Source organism: Knoellia locipacati (assembly GCF_007992835.1).
GTDB classification, from domain to species: Bacteria; Actinomycetota; Actinomycetes; order Actinomycetales; family Dermatophilaceae; genus Knoellia; species Knoellia locipacati.
On sequence record NZ_BKBA01000003.1, the window covers coordinates 367,925 to 383,510 of the forward strand.

The following is a 15,586-nucleotide window of genomic DNA, read 5'->3' on the forward strand; positions in this document are numbered from 1 at the left end:
CGAAGTCCGGTCAGGCGACCATCTGCTCGGACGCGTCCCAGAGGCGCCGGGCGAGCTCGTCGTCGTGGGCGTGCGGGCTCGACGACGCGGGCTTCTTCTTCTCGTAGTACCCGCCCCGCTCCCACTGCGTCCCGGGCTGCCCCTCCGCCAGCCAGACCAGCTGCTCGGCACCCTTGCTCGACGAGACGGTGAAGAGGTTGCGCACGATGGGCGTGTGGTAGACGAACCGCATCGGGTGGGTCGTGTCGTGCGCGAAGTTGCTGCCGACGATGCCCGGGTGGAAGGCGACGGTCGAGATGCCCTGGTCGGCGTAGCGCCGGTGCAGCTCGCGGGTGAAGAGGATGTTGCCGAGCTTGCCGTTGCCGTAGGCGACCTGCGGTGAGTACGCCTTCTCGTTCTGGAGGTCGTCGATGTCGAACCGGCCGAAGGCCCGGGCCGCGCGCGACGACGTCTGGATGACCGTGGCGTCGCTGGCGACGAGCGTCGGCAGGAGCAGCTGGGTCAGGAGGAAGCCCGCGAGGTGGTTGACCTGGAACGTCTTCTCGTACCCGTCGACGGTGAGGGTCCGGTCGCCCATGATCCCGCCGGCGTTGTTGGCGAGGACGTCGATCCGGGGGTATGCCGTCGAGAGCTCGTCCGCGAGCCGGCGCACCTGGTCGAGCTCGGCGTAGTCCGCGAGGTGGAAGGGCGCGCCGAGCTCCTCCGCCAGGGCCCGGGTCTTCTCGGGGCTGCGTCCGACGAGCACGACCCGGTGACCGTGGGCGGTGAGCTCGCGCGCGGCTGCGGCGCCGATGCCGTCGCTGGCTCCGGTGATGACGATGGTCCTGGGGTCCATGGAACGGGGTCCTCTCGGGAACGACAGAGGGCCGAGTCGGATGAGACTCGGCCCTCGAGAAGGGATGGAGCGTCAGGGGTACGCTCCCTCACCTTCTCACGACACATCACACGGCTCGTGGTCCCGCGGCCGCTCAGTTCAGTGCCGCGTCGAGACCGCCTGGACCCGTGAGAGCCCCACGGCCGACACCCCGGCGAGCAGCACGAGCGCGGCACCGACGCGCAGCATGGAGGGCCGCCCGTAGGTGTCCGCGATGTAGACCGAGAGGATCGCCCCGATGGCGCCATAGCCGAAGGCCAGCCAGAGGACGACGGCCGTCGCCCGCGCGACCACGAGCCGGCCCTGACGGGTCGTCGGCGCGGGTGACCGGAGGTGCCTCATGCCCTTCACCGTGACACGGGCCCGAAGCGATCGGTCACCGCACCGGGGGCCATCTTGGGATCGGCCCAACCGGCCCAACCCGCTGCCGGAGATGCACTAGTCGGTTCCCGGCGGCCACCGTGCGGCACGGCCCGCACGGGTCAGGAGACGACAGAAGGGCCGAGTCGGATGACTCGGCCCTTCTGCGACTGGTGGAGCTGAGGGGATTCGAACCCCTGGCCTTCTCATTGCGAACGAGACGCGCTACCAACTGCGCCACAGCCCCAGAGCGGAGTCACGATAACACCGGGGACAGCCGCGGACGAAACCGGGATCGCCCGGCATACGCTCACACACATGCGACTTCGTATGCCGTCCAGCAGGGCCGGTCAGGCCGACCCCGCGGGCCTCCCCCGACTCGGGGCACCAGCGCCTCAGCCCACCACGACGGCCGAGCCCGTCGACACCGACCCGACGCACCAGCCGGCGGCGTGGCAGGTCCCGATGGGGGTGCGCACGGCGAGTGAATGGGCGTGGCGGCTCATCGTCGTGGCGACCGCGCTCCTCGGGACGCTGTGGCTCTTCGCCTACCTCTCCGAGGTCACGGTGCCGCTCATCGTCGCGCTGCTGCTCGCCGCCCTCCTCTTCCCCGTCGTGCGCCTGCTGTCCAGGGTGCTGCCGCGTGGAGCCGCAGCGGGACTCACCGTCGTCGGGACGCTGGCGTTCATCATCGGCGCGCTGAGCTTCGTCGGGTCGCAGTTCACCTCGCAGTTCGGCGACATCAGCAACCAGGTCGGGCAGGGCGTCGACGAGGTGCGCAGCTGGTTCCGCACCTCCTTCGGGATCACCGACACCCAGGTCGACGAGTGGATCGACAAGGTGCGCGAGCAGGCGAGCTCGGGCAGCGGCAGCCTCGGTCAGACCGCCGCCCAGGCCGGCCTCACCGTGACCCACGTCGTCGCCGGGTTCTTCATCGCGATGTTCGCGCTCTTCTTCTTCCTCTACGACGGCGAGCGGATCTGGGCCTGGGTCGTGCGCCTCTTCCCCCGCACCTCGCGCGACCGCGTCCACACCTCCGGTGTCATCGCCTGGGGGCAGCTGTCTGCGTTCACCCGCGCCACGATCCTCGTCGCCGCCGTCGACGCCCTCGGCATCGGCATCGTCGCGGCCGTCCTCGGGGTCCCGTTCGCCTCCGGCATCGCCGTGCTCGTCTTCTTCGGCGCGTTCGTGCCGGTCATCGGCGCGGCGATCTCGGGCGCCGTCCCGGTGCTGCTCGCCCTCGTCGCCCTCGGACCGGTCCAGGCCCTCATCATGCTCGGCGGCGTCATCGCGGTGCAGCAGCTCGAGTCGCACGTGCTCCAGCCGTTCCTCCTCGGCCGCGCCGTCCGCGTCCACCCGCTCGCCGTCATCCTCGGCATCGCCGCCGGTGTCGTCGTCGCGGGCATCCTCGGCGCCCTCATCGCCGTCCCCCTCGTCGCCGTGCTCAACGCGGTCGGCCACCACCTCCTCGACAGCCGAGAGGTCCCCGAGGACCTCGAGGAGGAGGTCGAGGAGGCCGACGCCGAGAAGTAGCCCCTCACACGACGACGCCGGCCCCCGAGGTTCTCGGGGGCCGGCGTCTGTCGTCGTGCGGGGATCTGCGGTCAGAGGCCGCTGATCCGTCGCTGGGGAAGCTCGTCGTATGCCGTCTCCTCGGCCTCGCGCTCCGGCTCCGCCTGAGGTGCGGCGAAGGGACGCTCGGGCGCCTTGGCCTTCATCGTGTAGGTCGGGCGAGGCACCGGACGGGGGTCCCAGGTGAGTGGGATGTCGTCCTCGTCGACCTCGGGCAGGGCCACCTCGTGCTCGGCGGCGGGCTGCTGCACGACCGGCTGCTGCACGACCGGCTGCTCGACGACGGGCTGCTCGAGGACCGGCTCGGCCTGGGACTCGCTCGTGTGCGCGGAGACGTCGAACGGGGCCGACGTGACCGGGGTCGCGACCTCGGCCTCGACAGGCTGCTCGGACGACGCGACGGGCTCGGGCGCGACGGCGGGGGCCGCCGGACGGACGGGGGCGGAGGCACGGCGGAGCGGGCGCTGGGCCTCGCGGCGCGCACGGACCTCGGCCCGGACCCCGGCACGCAGCCAGCCGAAGCCGGCGCCGGCCATGGCGAGCGGCACGAGCGGTGCCCACGCGACGAGGACGCCGAACGCGGCGAGCAGACCGAAGACCACCGTGCCGAGGAGCCCGACGACGAGGACGATGCCCCGGGTGGCGCGGCCGGGACGCATCGTCGCGACCTCCGGCTCGACCTCACGGGCGGGGAGCGGCCGCTGGCGCGGAACGGAGGTGGACTGCGTCGAGGGCGAGGACGCCGACGTCGCCGCCGCGGAGTCCTCACGCAACATCGTCGAGGCCTCGGCCCGCTTGACCGTCACCTGCGGGCGCATCGCGCGGGCGGGACTCACGGCATACGTGCGGGGTGCCTGGCTGCCCGTGTCCACGGTCGAGAGCGGGGCACGCAGCTGCAGGACCCGCATCGTCTCGGAGAAGGCGTCGACGGACCGGATCGTGGCGAGGTGCTCGCGCCGACGGACCCAGTACTGGACGAAATAGGCAGCCCAGATCCCGATGATGACCAGGAAGATGAGGCTGCTCGGCTGCACGGACCCGACGTTATGCGTGCGGGACGTCAGGCAGTCGGACCCCAGTCGGTGTGTCGCCCAAGTGACTGCTGTGACGAGTGGGTCAGACGGGCCATGACACTCTCCCCGTCGAGGTCCTCGGTCGTCAGCGCGAACGACCGGTGGTCGCGCCAGTCGCCGTCGATGTGGAGCATCCGCGGCCGCAGCCCCTCGTCGCGGAAGCCGAGCTTGCGCACGACGGCGAGGCTGGCGACGTTCTCGGGGCGGATGTTGACCTCGACCCGGTGCAACCCCAGCACCCCGAACGCGTGGTCGGCGGCCAGGGCCAGCGCGGTCGGCACGATGCCGCGCCCCGCCACGGCCTGGGCCACCCAGTAGCCGACGGTGCAGGAGCGGAACGACCCGAGGACGATGTTGCTCACGTTGACCTGCCCGACGAGCTCACCCCCGGTCTCGATGACGAACGGCAGCATCCGCCCGGCGAGCGCCTCCTCCTGGTAGAACGCGACGACGTCGTCGAAGGTGCGCGAGCCGGTGACGCGGACCGGTGAGGTCGCGTCCCACGGCGAGAGCCAGTGCCGGTTGCGGGCGCGCACCGAGACGTAGTCGTCGGCGTCCTCGTGGCGCAACGGCCGCAGCAGGATCGGGTGGCCGCTCGGGGTCGTGCCGGTGAGGACGACCGACCACTCCTCGCGGGCGCGGCCCCAGCGCATCAGTGGTCCCCGCCGGCGAGCTGGCTCAGCGCGTGGCCGAGCACGGGCTCGAGGACGGCCAGGGCGTCGCGGACGCCACCCGTCGAGCCGGGGAGGTTGACGACGAGCGTGCGTCCGGCGACGCCGGCGAGCCCCCGCGAGAGCATGGCGGTCGGCACGCCGGCGGCGACACCGGCGGCCCGGATCGCCTCGGCGATGCCCGGGACCTCGCGGTCGAGCAGGGGTGCGGTCGCCTCCGGCGTCGCGTCCGTGGGGCTGATGCCGGTGCCGCCCGTCGTGAGCACGAGGTCGGGGCCGGCGCCGATCGCGGCGACGAGGGTCGAGGAGATCTCGGCGTCCGGCACGACGGTGGCGTCGTCGACCACCGCGCCCCACGCGCGCAGCGTCTCGACGATGAGCGCCCCGCCCTTGTCCGGATAGACGCCCTGCGACGCCCGGGTCGAGGCGGTGACGACGACGGCGCGCCGTCCCGCGAGGTCGGCAGTCACTGCGCGCTCCAGTCGCCGGACCGGCCACCGGACTTCGCGGTGACCCGGACGTCGGTGATGCGGGCGTGCTTGTCGACGGCCTTGACCATGTCGATGAGAGCGAGCGCGGCGACGGCCACCGCGGTGAGCGCCTCCATCTCGATGCCGGTGCGGTCGGCCGTGCGGACGGTGGCCGAGATGTCGACCCCGTCGTCGGCGACGTCGAGGTCGACCGCTGCGGCGTGCACCGCGACGGGATGCGCGAGCGGGATGAGCTCGGGGGTGCGCTTCACCGCCTGTATGCCGGCCAGCCGCGCGACCGCGAGCGCGTCACCCTTGGGGACGGTCCCGTCCCGCAGGGCGGCGACGGCGGCGGGCGAGAGCAGCACGCGTCCGCGGGCACTGGCCTCACGGGCGGTGACGGCCTTGGCGGAGACGTCGACCATGTGCGCCGTGCCGTCGGCGCGGACATGCGTCAACCGACCGTTTTCCCCCACCTGCCCGCGGTCAGCATTATCGGGTGACCCGAGGATGCTGGCCTCGACCCGGGTTGGCATCTCGGGTGGAGCGAGAGGTTGTCGGGTCGAGCCCGGGTCGTCGGTGGCCACGAGGTCAATTCTCACCCACGAGCGGGAGGAGGCGGACCACGTCACCCTCGCTCACGCCCGTGGTCGCCGCGTCGACCACGGCCAGGTGGGTCGCCTCGGCCAGGGCGCCGAGCATGTGCGAGCCCTGACCACCCGAGGGGCGCACCCGACCGCCCTCGAGCACAACCCGGGTGAACTCGACCTTGCCGGGCACGGACGACCAGCCCTGCGACGCCACGGCCTCGGTCGTCGCGGCCTCGGGTGGCAGGCCGGCGAGGGCGCGCAGCACGGGCAGCACGAACACGTGGAACGAGACGTAGGAGCTCACCGGGTTGCCCGGCAGGGTGACGATCGGGGTCCGCCGCTCCCCCACGACACCCGCCCCCTGCGGCATGCCGGGCCGCATGGCGACCTTGCTGAACTCGACCTCACCCGAGGCCGTGAGCACCTCCTTGACCGTGTCGTAGGCACCCATCGACACGCCGCCGGTCGTGAGGACGAGGTCGGGCTGCCCGGGCACGTCGGCGAGAAGGGCGGCCATGGCCTCGGCGTCGTCGGCCAGGTGCCCGAACCCCACGAGCTCGGCTCCGGCCGCCTCGACGAGGGCCATGAGCATCGGCCGGTTGGAGTCGACGATCTGGCCGTGGTCGAGCGAGGAGCCCGCGAGCACCAGCTCGTCACCGGTGGAGACGACTGACACCCGGGGCCGCGCGGCCACAGACACCTCGGGCACGTTGGCCGCCGCGATGAGGGCCAGCCTGCCGGGGTTCACCCGGACGCCGGCTCGCAGCACCACGTCTCCGGCTCGGACGTCCTCACCACGACGGCGCAGGTGCCGCCCCGACTCGGCCGCCAGCATCAGGGTCACCCGCTGCACGCCGCCGTCGCTCTCCTCGACCGGCACGACCGCGTCCGCGCCCTCGGGCAGCGGCGCGCCGGTCATGATGCGCATCGTGGCACCGGGCCGGAGCACGTGACGGCGCGTGTCACCGGCCGCGATGTCGCCGTCGACGTCGAGCACCACGGGGGACGCGGCACTGGCGCCGGCGACGTCGGCCGAGCGGACGGCATACCCGTCCATCGCGCTGTTGTCGAAGCCCGGGAGGTCCACGGTCGCGACCACGTCGGCAGCCAGGACGCGCCCCAGCGCGTCACCCAGGGCGACGCGGACCGGAGGGAGGGGCGACACGAGGGCGACGAGCGCCGCCCGGTGCTCCTCGACCGACCTCACACCTCCCCCTCGAGGCGGGCGCCGTCGTCGATGACCCGGGGCGAGTCCGCCCGAATCGTCACGTCGCCGACGCAGCTGACGTCGCGGCCGAAGGTCACGTCGCCGTCGACGACGAGCGAGTGCGCCTCGCGGATCGCGGGGACGCCGTGCGGGAAGTGGGCGTCGAAGTCCTGGATGAACCGGAACTCGCTCGAGAGGTCGATGAATGGCTCGTCGTGGTCGATGAGCGAGACGACCCGGCTCTCGTCGTCGAGCTCGTAGAGGTCGGAGCGCACGAGGAGGAGCTCGTTGGTCGTCTTGACCGGACGGAAGCGGTCGCGCGGCACGAAGAGCGCCTGCGAGCCCTCGAACACCTCGACCGCCGTGCCCATCGAGGACTCGATCTGGATCACCGGCGTGGAGTCCTTGCGGGTCGGGTCGACGGTCTTGCGGTTGACGATGATCGGGAGCTCGAGGACGCCCGCCCGCTGCGCGAGCTGGTCGGCGAGGACGTCGAGGTCGACCCAGAGGTTGTTGACGTGGAAGAACTCGTGGCGCTCGTTGTCGGCGAAGTACTCCTCCTCACCGGGTGCGACCTGGGCGGAGTCGCGCAGGACGATCCGGCCGTCGCTGCGGCGCCGGGCGAGGTGCCCGCCCTTGCGGTCGTTGCGGGTGCGCGCGCAGACCTCGGCGACGTAGGGGACGCCGTCGCGCGCCATCCAGGCGGGGATGCGGGGGTCGAACGTCGCACCGAGGTTGTCGCCGTTGGAGAGGAAGAGGTAGCGAACTCCCCTGTCCCGCAACGTGTCGAGCAGCCCGCTGGACTGGAGCGCGATGTAGACGTCGCCGTGCCCGGGAGGACACCACTCGAGCTCGGGGTCGGCGGGCCACGACACGGGGGTGAGGTCGTCGGAGCGCAGCTTGGGCTCCGCGCTCTGCAGGAACGACAGCGGCAGGCCCTCGACCTCGAGCCCGGGATGCTTCGCGAGCAGCTCGAGCGTCTCGTCCTGGGTCCGGAACGAGTCCATGAAGACGACGGGGAGGTCGACGGAGTACTTCTCCCGGATCGCGAGGACCTGCCTGGCGATGATGTCAAGGAAGCTCAGTCCGTCACGCACCGGCAGGGCCGTCTTGGGCCCGGAGATCCCCATCGACGTGCCGAGCCCCCCGTTGAGCTTGAGCACCGCCGACGCCGCGAGCACGGCCGGCAGCTCGGCCTCATCGACCTCGAGCTCGGCGAGCGACTGCACCGCACCGAGCGGCTCGATGGAGTCCTCGGTGATGTAGCCGGTCGCCTCGGCCTCGAGCAGGCCGTAGAAGCGGGTGAACGCACCGATGGCGCGCGCGTCCACGCCCCGGTCACGCATCAGGTGTGTGGCCTGTCGAAGCCCGTCGTCGCCCATGTCGGCAACCCTAGGTGAGCGAGCCGTGCCCATGCCGTGCCAGTCGCCGGTGACACTGGTGGCATGACGGTGACCCCGGCGAGCGACGACGGCAACGGCGACAGCGGCGACAAGGCTGCCCTCCGTCCCGGGCTGCTGGCGGCGCGGCGCGGGATCGTCGCCGACCGCGACCGCGACACCGACGACGCCGCCCTCGCGCAGCGGGTCCTCGAGCTCGTGCATGAGCTCGGGCTCACCGCCGGCTCCACCGTCGCGGCCTACGAGGCGATGCGGACCGAGCCACCCACGGCGGCGACGCTCTCGGCTCTCGCGGCCCACGGCATACGGGTCCTCGTCCCGATCACGTTGCCCGACAACGACCTCGACTGGTGCGACGCGGCCGACGGACGTCGTATGCCGCTCGGTCCCGATGCCGTCTCGGCCGCCGGCCTCGTCCTGGCTCCCGGCCTCGCGGCCGACACCGGTGGCACGCGGCTGGGGCGTGGCGGGGGGAGCTACGACCGGGCGCTGCTGCGCCGGGGCGCGGGGTCACGCATCGTCGTCGTCCTCCACCCCGGCGAGGTGCGCGACGTCCGCGCGGCACCCCTCCCCCGTGACGCGCACGACCTGCCCGTCGACGGCGTGCTCACCGTCGACGGGACCACCTGGTTCTGAGGCGCCGGACCCGCTCAGCCCCGGTCAGCTGCCGGGGACGAGCGTGAGCTCCTCGTCGGTGGCCTCACGCACGGCCTTCTGCGTGAACGGCCACGGGTGCTGTCGACCGGCGACCCAGTCCTCGGTCTGGTCGTCGTAGTGGCCGTTGAAGGCGTGGCCGCTCGCGCCGGTCTGGTTGACCCACGTCGAGCGGTCGAACGCGCCGAGGTCGACGACCATGCGCATCGAGGGCGCCCAGCTCGTCTCGTAGCCGAGGTTGGCGCGCCAGCCGTTGGCGTTGACGATCGAGGAGCCGCCGGGCATCTCGTAGTCGCCGCGGTTGAAGATGCTGCGCACGATGCCGGGGACGCTGTCGCCACCGAGGACCTGGTGGGTGAGCTCGAGGGTGTGCAGCTTGCCCCAGCGCCAGTCGTCGGGGTCCTTGCCAATCTTCCTCGTGAGCTCGAGCCGGGCTTCGACCTGGGCCTGGCGGAGGATCTCGTCGCGGCTCTCGGTGACACCCGGGGTCTGGCGGTTGTCCCACCAGGCGCTCTTGGGGTTCTCGAGCAACCGGGCGACCGCGGCCATGTGCCGGCTGTTGCCGTCGGCCTCGAGCCCCTTAGGCGCCTCGTCGTCGAAGAGCAGCCGCAGCAGGTTGGCCCAGACCGCGTTGTAGTAGGCGGCGGCCGCACCGGCTCGCGAGCCGTCGGCCGGGGTCGTGTAGTCCCAGTCGCGCAGCAGGTCCTGCGCCTCACGCGTGAAGGCGACCTGGGCGTCGGTGTCGCCGGGACCCGCCAGCGGCACGGCGAGGAGGGCCTTGACGAGGGTGGGAGCGAACTCGTTGCGCGAGTCCATCTGGATCTGCGCCATCTCGGCCACCGTGACCGTCCCGCCGCCCTTGGTCGCGGCCTCGATGCGCTCGCGGATGCGCTGGGAGCGGTAGCCGTAGTCCCACTCGGTGGTGAGGAACGGCGTCGGGCTCGCCGTCACGGCCTGGTTGGCGGTGACGATGAAGCCCTCGTCCGGGTCGAGGGCGTAGGGCATCGAGTCGAACGGGACGTAGCCCTGCCAGTCGTAGGTCTCGTCCCAGCCCGGCGCCGGCCAGAAGCCAGGAGGCGCACCCTTGAAGGCCGAGACGCGCACCGGCACCTGGCCCGGGGCCTGGTAGCCGATGTGGCCGTCGACGTCGGCATAGATGAGGTTCTGCGCGGGCACCGCGAAGAGCTTGGCCGCCTGGCGGAACTCGGTGAAGTCCTGGGCGGTGTTGAGCGCGAAGATCGCGTCGGCGGTCCTGGCGGGCTGCAGACCGGTCCACGCCATCGAGACAGCGAAGTCCTGCTGGGTCGCGGGTGCCTGGCCCTCGACCACCGGCACGGGTGAGCGCTCACCGGCGTCGTCGAGCGCCGGCAGCACGTCGGACATGATCGGCCCGTGGCGCGTCGACCTCACCGTGATCGTCTCGTCGGGCTTGCCCGCGACCTTGATGACCTCGCGCCGGGTCTGCAGCGGCTCCCACGTCCGGCCGCGCAGCACGCGGTTGCCGTCGACCTTCTCGAGGTAGAAGTCGCTGACGTCCGGGTCGAGGTTGGTGAAGCCCCACGCGATCTTGTCGTTGTGGCCGATGACGACGCCCGGAACCCCTGAGAACGAGAACCCGGCGACGTCGAGCGGGCACTGCTCGGACTTCTGGCGGCAGTGCAGGCCGACCTGGTACCAGATGCCGGGGATGCCGGGGGCGAGGTGGGGGTCGTTGGCGAGCAGCGGCTTGCCGGTGGCCGACTTCTGCGGGCCGACGACCCACGAGTTGGACCCGATGCCCTCGCCGCGACCCATGAGCGCGGGGACCGCCGAGAGCGCACGGCCGACTGCGGCATACGCGTCCTGCGCCGAGGAGCTGCCGAGCGCGTCGGCGACGTCACGCGAGGAGGCGCCCGTGGCGGCCGACCGCAGTGCGGACGGGACGCTCGACGAGACCTGGCCGGGCGTCGAGCGGGGTGCCCACTGGTCGGCCGTGAGGATCGGGGTGTTGGCCGTGTCGTAGGGCGGGAACAGCTCGGCGATCTGGGCGCCGGTGACCCGCGTCGAGAGCCGGGCCCGGGCGAGCTCGTTGGAGTAGTCGCCCCGCAGGTCCCACGCCATCGCCTTGAGCCAGGCGATCGAGTCGGCCGGGGTCCACTTCTCGATCTGGTAGTCCGAGACGCGGGTGCCCAGGACGACGTACTCGAGCGAGGCCTGCGACGGCGAGCGCCCACGCAGATAGGCGTTGACGCCGTCGGCATAGGCCTGGAGCGTGGTCCGCGTCTGCGGGTCGAGCGTCGGGAGCTCGGTCTCGGCGACCCGGCGCCAGCCCATGGTGCGCACGACCTTGTCGGTCTCGAGCCCCGCGTCGCCGACGAGCTCGGAGAGCCGGCCGGACGTCACGTGGCGGCGCAGGTCCATCTCGAAGAACCGGTCCTGCGCGTGGACGAAGCCCTGTGCCTTGGCGATGTCGGTGAGGCTGTCGCCGTAGATCTGGGGGACGCCACGCTCGTCGCGCAACACGTCGACCTTGGCCGCCAGCCCCGGGACCTTGATCTCGCCCTCGGTCTGCGGGAAGGACCTGCGGACCAGGGAGACGCCGACGACCGAGAGGACGAGAGCAGCGACGACGAGGATGCCGGCCAGGACCAGGGCAGCGCGACGCGCAACGCGAAGAGGACTCACCCTGCGAGACTAGGACAGACATCCTCACCACCTGCAAGGACGGGCCGTGATCACGACGTTGGGTCTGCCGGGCGCCGGCATGTCGTCCAAGGTCGCCGTCGACACCGTGGTCACCGCCGAGCCCGACAACCTGCACGCCCTCTCGATCGCTCTGCTCGTGGGCGCCGCGGTGCTCATCGTCGCGATCGCCGCCGTCCGGCTCTCGACCCGCTCGGGCCTGCCGTCGCTGCTCATCTACCTGGCGATCGGGCTCGTGCTCGGCAACCGCGGACTCGGCATCGACTTCTCCGACACCGAGCTCACGCAGGTCCTCGGGTACGCCGCCCTCGTCCTCATCCTCACCGAGGGCGGGGTGACGACGAAGTGGGACACGATCCGCGGCTCGCTCGCGCCCGCGGCGGCGCTGGCGACCGTCGGCGCGGTGGTGTCGATCGCCGTCGTCGCCGTCGCGGCGCGGTTCGTCCTCGACTTCTCGTGGAACACCGCGCTCCTCATCGGCGCGATCCTCGCCTCGACCGACGCCGCCGCGGTCTTCGCCGTGCTGCGCAAGGTGCCGCTCCCCCGGCACGTGAGCGGCATGCTCGAGGCGGAGTCGGGCTTCAACGACGCCCCCGTCGTCATCATCGTCACCGCGCTGGCCACGGGCTCGGCCGCGGGCACCGGGGTCGGCTCATGGTGGTCGCTCGCCGCCCTCATCACCCTCGAGCTCGTCGTCGGCACCATCGTCGGTCTCGGCGTCGGCTGGCTCGGCGGCAAGCTCATGGCCCGGGTCGCCGGAGGCTCCTCGGCGCTGTTCGCGATCGGGGTCATGTCGGTGTCGGTGCTCGCCTACGCCGCGGCCGACGTCGTGCACGCCTCCGGGTTCATCGCCTGCTACCTCGCCTCGCTCGTGCTCGGCAACATGGGCCTGCCCCACCGTGCGCCCGTGGCCGGCTTCGCGACAGCGCTGGGCTGGCTGGCCCAGATCGGCCTCTTCGTCATGCTCGGGCTGCTCGCCGACCCGCGCGGCTTCCCCTCCCAGATCGTCCCGGCGCTCGTGCTCGGGCTCGTGCTGCTGCTCCTGGCCAGACCCCTGTCCGTCCTCGTGTCGTGCACGCCGTTCGGGATCGGCTGGCGCACCCAGGGCTTCCTCGCCTGGGCGGGTCTGCGCGGCGCCGTGCCGGTCGTGCTCGCCACCGTCCCGATGACGGCGGGCACGCAGGGCGTCGAGTGGATCTTCAACCTCGTCTTCGTCCTCGTCATCATGTTCACCCTCGTCCAGGCCCCGACCCTGCCGTGGGTGGCGCACCGGCTCGGCCTCGACCGCGCCCACCACACCTACGACCTCGCGCTGGAGGCGACACCGTTCGACGACATCGGGGCCCACCTCCTCGAGGTCACCGTCGGCCCACGGTCGCGGCTCGCCGGGGTCCAGGTCTACGAGCTGCGGCTGCCACCCGGCGCCAACGTCGCGCTCGTCGTCCGGGAGAGCGCGTCGTTCGTGCCCAAGGAGACGACGCCGCTGCGCCGCGGCGACCAGCTGCTCATCGTCACCCCCGCCACCGCCCGCGCCGCCGTGGAGAAGCGGCTGCGTGCCGTGAGCCTCCAGGGCCGCCTCGCCGGCTGGTCCTCGCCCGACTGACCGGCTCCCCGGCCGGCGTCCGCGACCCTGGTCGGAAAGGCGACCACTCCTGCGGGCGCCACAGGACGGCATACCCGTGCGTCCGCGACCTTGGTCGAGAAGGCGACCACTCCTGCGGACGCCACAGGCGGTGCGGTATGCCGGGTGCGCCCGGTGGGCGGCCGGCATACCGGAGCATGTCCGCGCGTTCCGTATCCTTGACCCTGCTCACCCGCATCGCCCAGGAGGAACCCCGTGCCCACGTACGCCTACGCGTGCCGCGACTGCGACCACCACTTCGAGGCGGTCCAGTCGTTCAGCGACGACTCGCTCACGGTCTGCCCCGAGTGCGGCGGGTCCCTGCGCAAGGTCTTCAACTCGGTCGGCGTCGTCTTCAAGGGCTCCGGGTTCTACCGGACCGACTCGCGCTCCTCGTCGACCAGCTCGACGCCGGCGAGCCCGCCGTCCGACTCGTCGTCGAGCACGAGCAGCTCCTCGTCGTCGACGTCGTCGACCTCGACCCCGTCGAGCTCGTCCAGCACGTCCTCGAGCAGCAGCTCGACCGCCGCCTCCGCCTGAGTCTCCCCAACCGGGACGGCGTCGGCGCTCAGGGGCGCGGGCCCTTGCGGTGCGGCTTCCTGTCGGGGCGTCCGGGACGGCCGGAGTCCTCGCGCAGCTCGATGAGCTGACCCGAGATCCGCGTCCCGCGCAGCTTCTCCCACGCGCCCGCCGGCAGCGTCGCGGGCAGCTCGATGATCGAGTGGTCGGCCCGGATGTCGATCCGCCCGAAGTCCTGTCGACCGAGGCCCCCCTCGTTGGCGAGCGCGCCGACGATCTGGCGTGGCTCGACGTGCTGGCGCCGCCCGACGGCGATGCGGTAGTTCGTCATGGGACCCGACTGGCCCCGCTTGGGGCCGCGGTCCGGTCGCCCGCCGCGGTCGTCGCGGTCGAACTTCCCGCCGCGGTCGTCCCGGTCGCGCCGCTGCTCGTCGCGCTCTCGACGCGGCGGACGGACCGGCTCGGGGTCGAGCAGCATGGGCTCGTCGCCCTGGAGGACGATGGCGAGCGCCGCGGCCACGTCGGACTCGGGCACGTCGTGGTTGCGGACGTAGTGCGCGATGACGTCGCGGAAGGCGTCGATGTCGCTCGACTGCAGCGCCGTGGTGATCCGGTCGTCGAAGCGCCCGAGACGGGTCGCGTTGATGTCCTCGGCCGACGGGAGCTGCATCTCGGTGAGCGTGGTCTTGGTGGCCTTCTCGATCGCCTTGAGGAGGTACTTCTCGCGCGGCGTGACGAACGAGATCGCGTCACCCGAGCGGCCGGCGCGGCCGGTACGGCCGATCCGGTGGACGTAGGACTCGGTGTCGGTCGGGATGTCGTAGTTGACGACGTGGCTGATCCGCTCGACGTCGAGGCCACGGGCGGCGACGTCGGTGGCGACGAGGATGTCGAGCTTGCCCGACTTGAGCTGGGCCACCGTGCGCTCACGCTGCGCCTGGGCGATGTCACCGTTGATGGCCGTGGCCGAGAAGCCACGGGCCCGGAGCTTCTCGGCGAGCATCTCGGTCTCGTTCTTGGTGCGGACGAAGACGATCATCCCCTCGAAGTTCTCGACCTCGAGGATGCGGGTCAGGGCGTCGATCTTCTGCGGGTAGGAGCAGAAGAGGTAGCGCTGGGTGATGTTGGGGGCGGTCGTGGCCTTGCGCTCGACGGTGATCTCGAGGGCGTCGGTGAGGTACTTCTTCGAGATCCGGCGGATCTGGGAGGGCATCGTCGCCGAGAACAGCGCGACGTGCTTCTCGTCGGGGGTGTCCTTGAGGATGGTCTCGACGTCCTCGGCGAAACCCATCTTGAGCATCTCGTCGGCCTCGTCGAGGACGAGGAAGCGCAGCTCGGAGAGGTCGAGCGTGCCCTTCTCGAGGTGGTCCATGATCCGGCCCGGGGTGCCGACGACGATGTGCACACCACGGCGCAGGGCGCTGAGCTGGACGCCGTAGCCCTGACCGCCGTAGACCGGGAGGACGTGGATGCCCGGCATCTTCGACGCGTACTTCTCGAACGCCTCGCAGACCTGGAGCGCGAGCTCGCGCGTCGGTGCGAGGACGAGGGCCTGGGGCGACTTCTGCTTGGCGTCGAGGCGGCTGAGGATCGGGAGAGCGAACGCCGCCGTCTTGCCCGTGCCCGTCTGGGCGAGGCCCACGACGTGGCGGCCCTCGAGGAGCGCGGGGATGGTCGCGGCCTGGATCGGCGAGGGGGTCTCGTAGCCGATGTCCTTGAGCGCCTTGACGACCCGCTCGTCGAGGCCGAGCTCGGCGAAGGTGGGCTGCTCGGTCTCGGGCTCGGTCTCGGTCGGGGTCGCGTCGTCGTCACTCACAACCTGACCGTAGTGCCGCAGGGCCTCGAACGGCGACTTCCTGCTCGTCCACAGGCGCCCCGAGAGGTGGGTCACCG

Annotated in this window: 14 protein-coding genes and 1 tRNA gene; 4 read left to right on the top strand and 11 right to left on the bottom strand. The window is 71.9% G+C overall.

Going from position 1 to position 15,586, the window contains the following annotated elements; translation table 11 throughout:
- Positions 1 to 10: 10 nt before the first annotated feature.
- From KLO01_RS03210 to KLO01_RS03220, 3 genes are all read right to left on the bottom strand, one after another.
- The gene (locus KLO01_RS03210; RefSeq protein WP_147062098.1) at positions 11 to 835 is read right to left on the bottom strand and encodes an SDR family NAD(P)-dependent oxidoreductase; all 825 of its coding nucleotides are present in this window, start codon (positions 833 to 835) and stop codon (positions 11 to 13) included.
- A gap of 138 nt (positions 836 to 973) precedes the next feature.
- A complete protein-coding gene (locus tag KLO01_RS03215; RefSeq protein ID WP_147062099.1) occupies positions 974 to 1,216 on the bottom strand; it encodes a hypothetical protein in 243 nt (80 codons plus the stop codon).
- A gap of 189 nt (positions 1,217 to 1,405) precedes the next feature.
- Positions 1,406 to 1,481, bottom strand: a tRNA-Ala gene (locus tag KLO01_RS03220).
- A gap of 71 nt (positions 1,482 to 1,552) precedes the next feature.
- On the opposite strand from KLO01_RS03220, the gene KLO01_RS03225 reads away from it, so the two are divergent.
- A complete protein-coding gene (locus KLO01_RS03225; protein WP_246136029.1) occupies positions 1,553 to 2,767 on the top strand; it encodes an AI-2E family transporter in 1,215 nt (404 codons plus the stop codon).
- A 71-nt stretch (positions 2,768 to 2,838) separates the two neighbouring features.
- Here KLO01_RS03225 and KLO01_RS03230 read toward each other — a convergent pair whose 3' ends face one another.
- From KLO01_RS03230 to KLO01_RS03255, 6 genes are all read right to left on the bottom strand, one after another.
- The gene (locus tag KLO01_RS03230; protein ID WP_147062100.1) at positions 2,839 to 3,840 is read right to left on the bottom strand and encodes a SepX/GlpR family protein; all 1,002 of its coding nucleotides are present in this window, start codon (positions 3,838 to 3,840) and stop codon (positions 2,839 to 2,841) included.
- Positions 3,841 to 3,866: 26 nt separating this feature from the next.
- Complete coding sequence (locus KLO01_RS03235) at positions 3,867 to 4,532, bottom strand: GNAT family N-acetyltransferase (RefSeq protein WP_147062101.1); 666 nt, start codon at positions 4,530 to 4,532, stop codon at positions 3,867 to 3,869.
- The gene (locus KLO01_RS03240; RefSeq protein WP_147062102.1) at positions 4,532 to 5,020 is read right to left on the bottom strand and encodes a MogA/MoaB family molybdenum cofactor biosynthesis protein; all 489 of its coding nucleotides are present in this window, start codon (positions 5,018 to 5,020) and stop codon (positions 4,532 to 4,534) included. The genes KLO01_RS03235 and KLO01_RS03240 overlap by 1 nt, the downstream gene beginning before the upstream one ends.
- Positions 5,017 to 5,445, bottom strand: coding sequence for a cyclic pyranopterin monophosphate synthase MoaC (gene moaC, locus KLO01_RS03245; RefSeq protein WP_246136075.1), 429 nt, complete (start codon positions 5,443 to 5,445; stop codon positions 5,017 to 5,019). Before moaC ends, KLO01_RS03240 begins: the two co-directional genes overlap by 4 nt.
- Positions 5,446 to 5,611: 166 nt before the next feature.
- Positions 5,612 to 6,817: a molybdopterin molybdotransferase MoeA gene (locus KLO01_RS03250; RefSeq protein WP_147062103.1), complete on the bottom strand. Its 1,206-nt coding sequence runs from the start codon at positions 6,815 to 6,817 to the stop codon at positions 5,612 to 5,614.
- Positions 6,814 to 8,199 carry a UTP--glucose-1-phosphate uridylyltransferase gene (locus tag KLO01_RS03255; RefSeq protein ID WP_147062104.1) on the bottom strand — a complete coding sequence of 462 codons (1,386 nt, stop codon included), beginning with the start codon at positions 8,197 to 8,199 and terminating at the stop codon, positions 6,814 to 6,816. Before KLO01_RS03255 ends, KLO01_RS03250 begins: the two co-directional genes overlap by 4 nt.
- Positions 8,200 to 8,262: 63 nt before the next feature.
- Here KLO01_RS03255 and KLO01_RS03260 point away from each other — a divergent pair, with 63 nt between their 5' ends.
- Positions 8,263 to 8,853, top strand: coding sequence for a 5-formyltetrahydrofolate cyclo-ligase (locus KLO01_RS03260; protein WP_147062105.1), 591 nt, complete (start codon positions 8,263 to 8,265; stop codon positions 8,851 to 8,853).
- A gap of 24 nt (positions 8,854 to 8,877) precedes the next feature.
- On the opposite strand, the gene KLO01_RS03265 is transcribed toward KLO01_RS03260, so the two are convergent.
- Entirely contained in the window at positions 8,878 to 11,535 is a 2,658-nt protein-coding gene (locus KLO01_RS03265) for a penicillin acylase family protein (protein ID WP_147062106.1), read from the bottom strand.
- Positions 11,536 to 11,581: 46 nt separating this feature from the next.
- Here KLO01_RS03265 and KLO01_RS03270 point away from each other — a divergent pair, with 46 nt between their 5' ends.
- Positions 11,582 to 13,156: a potassium/proton antiporter gene (locus KLO01_RS03270; RefSeq protein WP_246136030.1), complete on the top strand. Its 1,575-nt coding sequence runs from the start codon at positions 11,582 to 11,584 to the stop codon at positions 13,154 to 13,156.
- A 234-nt stretch (positions 13,157 to 13,390) separates the two neighbouring features.
- Complete coding sequence (locus tag KLO01_RS03275) at positions 13,391 to 13,714, top strand: FmdB family zinc ribbon protein (RefSeq protein ID WP_147062107.1); 324 nt, start codon at positions 13,391 to 13,393, stop codon at positions 13,712 to 13,714.
- Positions 13,715 to 13,742: 28 nt separating this feature from the next.
- On the opposite strand, the gene KLO01_RS03280 is transcribed toward KLO01_RS03275, so the two are convergent.
- Positions 13,743 to 15,509 carry a DEAD/DEAH box helicase gene (locus tag KLO01_RS03280; protein ID WP_147062108.1) on the bottom strand — a complete coding sequence of 589 codons (1,767 nt, stop codon included), beginning with the start codon at positions 15,507 to 15,509 and terminating at the stop codon, positions 13,743 to 13,745.
- Between the last annotated feature and the right edge of the window lie 77 nt (positions 15,510 to 15,586).